Below are 4661 nucleotides of genomic sequence, written 5' to 3' on the forward strand. Positions count from 1 at the left end.
GGTCTAGGAGGTGGGGGCCGTTGTTGCGGACGGAGCCGACGGCGGTGGAGACGGCGTAGGCCTCGAGGCGGCCGGGGGCTGCTGGGACCAGTAGGCCGAGGAGGTCGTCGGGGTCGGACGACAGCGGGTCGAGCCAGGCGTCGTACCGGTCGCGCTCGACGAGTAGTGGCATCCGGTCGTGGATGCGGCCGAGGTCGTCGGTGGCTGTGGTGGTGAGGACTGTGCAGGTCCAGAGCCAGGCTTCGTCGGACTCGGCGTCGGCGACGGTCTTGTCGCGCCAGATCTCATAGAGACCGGCCATGGCGAGGATGCCGCCGTCGGCGGGGTGGATGAAGTACGGCTGTTTGACGGGTTTGCCGTCCTTCTCCTCTTCGGCCGTGTACCACTCGTAGTAGCCGTCGGCGGGGAGGATGCAGCGGCGGGTGGCGAAGGCCTTCTTGAAGGCGGGCTTCTCGGCGACCGTCTCCATCCGGGCGTTGATCAGCCGGGAACCGATCGAGGTGTCCTTGGCCCAGGACGGCACCAGCCCCCACTTGACCGTGGTGAGCTTGCGGATCGTCTCGTCGGGGACCTCGCGGTTCTTCCGCTCGACGACCGCGATCACCTCGTTGGTCGGGGCGACGTTGTAGTTCTCGCCAAGATCAGCCACCGACTCGCGCACGTTCCCCACCTCGATCTCGAACTCCTCGACGAGATCGGACGGGTTCCGGCTGGACGCATACCTACCGCACATACGACGCAGCCTAGCGAGCCGCCCCGACAGTTCCAGACGTACGAGCATCGAGCCGGTCCCTGAGCTGCGCCAGGTAGAGGGAACTCGGGTCCAGCCCCAACCTGTTGGTGCCGCACTCGTAACCCTTCTGGTGGTCGGTGTACCAGTTCTGCCCGGTGACGATGCCTTGGGTGCCGATGGCGAAGTTCTGGGCGGTCGGCGGAGTCTGCACGCACAATTGCCGGCCTGCGTCGACGGTGCAGTTCCAGGCCACGCTGTTCACCGAGGACCAGCCGTGCCCATCTCCCCTGTCCCCACGATTGTGCAGACCCAGGGCCCAAAGGTTGTCGCTCTGGTTGGAGAGCTCCTTGATGTTGTCGTACAGGAGTCCCTGGCTCCACCGGTGGTGGCCGCCGCTCTCGTTGCGTCCGTCCCGGTTGGATCCGTTGAGCCACACGTTGCCCGAGCAGGTGGTCGTTCCGGTGGCGACGAAAGCGTGCCGCGCGAGGTTCGCCTCCAGGTCGCGGAAGAGGATCTGCTGCGCGTTCCCGGCTGCGCAGAAGCTGTACCGTCTCCCCCCGACGACCTTGGATCGGGGTTCCATCGCCCGGACCCGCTGAACGGTGACCCGCGTACTGCGCTGCACCCAGACGGCAGAGTTGGAGAACTGCAGCAGGGAGGCGTCCTTGACCCACGCGTCCTCGGCGCGGGAGACGACGATGCAGCTCTCCGGGTGTTCCTCGTTGAAGGGGGCCGGGTCGCCCATGTCGATGCGGAGGTTCTCGACTCCGACGTTGCGCAGGACCCTGCCCCGGTTCCAGACATAGACGTAGGACTGGGACAACGAGCGGCGGAGATCGTTGAAGACGGGGGCGCAGATGACGATGTCGTTGCCGACGATCTCCTGGATGTACCTGTTGTACATGATCGGATACGCCCCGGCTGTCCAGCTCGGCTGGTCCCGGACGCCCCCGTTGTTGATCGCGTCGCGCCATTGCGGGGTGTCCGGGTGGACGATCATGATGTTGTCGCCGACCTGCAGGTTGAGCGTCGAGGCCAGGGTGAGGCGGCGCTGCCCCGTCTTGACCAGGCTGGAGATGACGCCGGTCCGGGTGCCGGCCACCTCCGAGTCCCAGTCGGCGGCTGCACCGTCGATCCAGAGAACCGTGCTCCTGACCCCGCCGGTACCGGTGATGACCGTGTTGGCCGACGGGTCCTGCCATTGCCCCTCACCCCGCAGTACGACGCCGTCGCGCTGCATCTTGAGTACGCCGCCAACCGGGTAGTGCCCGGCCTTGAGGAGCAGCGCGCCCCGGAACCCATCCGGTCCGAGCTTCATGGCGCCGACGTCGTCGAGTGCGGCTTGAATGCGGGCGGTGCTGTCCAGCTCGCCTGCGATCGGGCCGATCTCCTTGACGACCGGGACGGACGGCAGTGACTCCGTTCCGTTGCGGTAGCCGGCCCAGCTGAAGTCCGGGATCATCTTGCCGCGCTCATCCGGCACGTAGACGAGCCGGCCGTCGGCACCGGGATAGACCAGCTCGGAGTTCCAGCTGTCCGCCCGCGCTTCGCCTTGCTGCAGTGTGACGCCGGCCAGGGATGCGGCCGCGGCCCCGCCGCCGATCTTGAGCAGGTTGCGGCGAGAGATCGAATCGGACATGACAAGGGCCTCCTCGGGCGGACTGTCAGTGCCGCGCGAGCCTACTGCGGCAGGAGGTCCTACAGACGAGACAAGCGACAGTGGATCGCCCACCCCGTGATGGGCGATCCACTGCCGGCTTGATGCGCCCGGGCGCCCCCCTGTTGGCGCCCGGACGCGGGTCCTATGGGCGGGCCAGTTCGTCGAGCACCCGCTCGGCCATGGCTTCCGAACCGGGGAGTCCCTCGATCCAGACCCGGGCCAGCTGCGGTACGTCGGTGTCCAGCCGCCACTGGGTGATCAGGGCTCGTACCGTCTCGACCTGCTCCGGCAGGTTCGGGTCGCGGCCGACGAGCGCCGTCGCGCGGCGTGCGCCGACGCGGCCCAGTACGTCACCGCCGCAGAACACGATCCGCAGGCACTCCGCGACGTCGACGAGGCGGAGTTCGCGCTCGAACGGCGAGGTGCCCGGGGGATTGAGCGGCTCGACAACCACCAGTGCGTGGGTCTGCGGTACGGAAGTTCCACGGAACTCCGCCTCTCGGTAGAGCTCTCCCAGGCGGGACCGCAGGTGCGCCAGGCTGGACAGCCCGGTCAGCGGGTCCTCGCAGGACAGCGTGTGCAGATAGATCAGCGAGGCCTCGGCCCAGCTGGAACTGAGTGCGCGTACCGCGGCGAAAGCCGGCTCGCCCCCGGCGATCGAGCGGTACAGCGCACTCAGCCCATCAAGTGCCTCGAGCAGTGAGACTCCGTCGGCCGCCAGCCGGCGTCCGACCTCGTCACTCGCAGGCACGACATCGGCACCGTCGTGCAACGCCTCGGCAATCGCGAGATAGGCGCTGTGATCGGTACCCGAACCCCCGTGCTGCCCCCCGTGCTTGGTTGCTCCGTGCGGGTCCCTCCTCCCGAGCGGTGCACCTGATGACCCCAGATCAGGGGACGACGCCTCCGGCGTACTCCGGGCGAGCGACCCCGCCAGGTTGAGGGACTTCGGCGGGCGCAGGTCGAACCGTCGGCGGATGTCCGCGAACAGTGACATGGCCCTCCTCAAGGCATCCCTTCAGTCTCCCGACCGGTTGCCGGAAGCGTCGTTCCACCGAAGAGACAGCCGGGGCCGAACTTCATGACGCGGATTCCCAAAAGTTTTTTCGCGTAACTTCAGTGCTGGTCATCTCGTCAGGAAAGAGGCACAGTTCCGCGTCAGAACAGATGCGTGGACGCGTCTCTCGTGGGAGCCTTGTGTCCGGCAACGATGTGACGCACGGTGACAACGTGAGTCAGTAGAGTGAGACAGAGCACGGGGGAGATTGATGGAGACGCCGGAAGGGCCGAGCGACGGCGAGCTGATAGCGCGCGTCCGCAACGGCGACCTGGAGGCGTACGGCGAGCTGTTCGGCCGGCACCACCACGCGGCCGAGCGGATGGCCCGCCAGCTGGTTCCGGCCGGGGACGCCGACGACCTGGCCAGTGACGCGTTCGCCAAGGTCTTGGACGCCCTGCGCGGCGGCGGTGGCCCGGACATCTCTTTCCGCGCCTACCTGCTGACGACGGTACGGCGGGTGCACGTCGACCGGATCCGGTCCGGTAAGAAGGTGCAGACCACCGACGACATCGCGGCGTACGAGCGGGAGCCGGAGACCTTCGACGACCCGACCGTGACCGGTTTCGAGAGCGGTGCGGCGGCCAAGGCGTTCGCCAGCCTGCCGGAGCGCTGGCAGGCAGTGCTGTGGCACACCGAGGTCGAGGGTGAGAAGCCCGCCGCTGTGGCTCCCCTGCTCGGGCTGACCGCCAACGGCGTCTCCGCGCTGGCCTACCGGGCCCGTGAGGGGCTGCGGCAGGCCTATCTGCAACAGCACCTGGCCGATGTGGCCGGGGACCGTTGCCGCTGGACCACCGAGCGTCTGGGCGCGTATGTCCGCGGCGGCCTGACCAAGCGGGAGAACCGCAACGTCCGCGAGCACATGGACGACTGCGCCAAGTGCACCGCGGTCTACCTCGAGCTGGTCGAGGTCAACAGCGCTCTGCCGGCACTGCTCGCCCCTGCCCTCCTGGGTACGGCGGGCCTCGGCTACCTGGCCGCAGCGTCCGGCACCAAGATCGGACTGGTCGGTTTCTTCGTCACCGCATGGCGCAAGGCCACGGAGAACAGCACCCGGACCGCAGTCGGCGCCGGTGCGGTTGTGGTCGTCGCAGTGGCCGCGGTGATCGCAGCCATGGCCCTGACCGGTAACGAGTCTCCCCCGGCCGCGATCGACAAGCCGTCGGTGCCGCAGCCCACCCAGCCGCCGGCCAACCCGCCGACTGTGCCCC

General features: G+C 68.1%; 4 protein-coding genes. 1 reads left to right on the plus strand and 3 read right to left on the minus strand.

All coding sequences use genetic code 11. The features are described 5' to 3' along the window. The 3 genes from E1261_RS43250 to E1261_RS43260 form a co-directional block, all read right to left on the minus strand. On the minus strand, positions 1–733 hold a 733-nt coding region (locus E1261_RS43250), incomplete at its 3' end, for an SOS response-associated peptidase (protein WP_132415929.1). 10 nt (positions 734–743) lie between these two features. Further along, positions 744–2372 carry a peptidoglycan-binding protein gene (locus E1261_RS43255; protein WP_132415931.1) on the minus strand — a complete coding sequence of 543 codons (1629 nt, stop codon included), beginning with the start codon at positions 2370–2372 and terminating at the stop codon, positions 744–746. A 163-nt stretch (positions 2373–2535) separates the two neighbouring features. After that, positions 2536–3390, minus strand: a complete 855-nt coding sequence (locus E1261_RS43260) for a hypothetical protein (protein WP_132415933.1) — start codon at positions 3388–3390, stop codon at positions 2536–2538. A gap of 271 nt (positions 3391–3661) precedes the next feature. Between E1261_RS43260 and E1261_RS43265 the strand changes: the two genes are divergently transcribed. Next, positions 3662–4661 (plus strand): sigma-70 family RNA polymerase sigma factor (locus tag E1261_RS43265; protein WP_132415935.1); only part of this gene is annotated, 1000 nt, incomplete at its 3' end.

Origin of the sequence: Kribbella albertanoniae (assembly GCF_004348455.1) — a bacterium.
In the GTDB taxonomy this organism is placed as follows: domain Bacteria; phylum Actinomycetota; class Actinomycetes; order Propionibacteriales; family Kribbellaceae; genus Kribbella; species Kribbella albertanoniae.

Excerpts from the sequence above, each read along its gene's own strand:
- E1261_RS43255 (WP_132415931.1), bottom strand. The coding sequence starts at position 2,372 with ATGTCCGATTCGATCTCTCGCCGCAACCTGCTCAAGATCGGCGGCGGG.
- E1261_RS43260 (WP_132415933.1), bottom strand. The coding sequence starts at position 3,390 with ATGTCACTGTTCGCGGACATCCGCCGACGGTTCGACCTGCGCCCGCCG.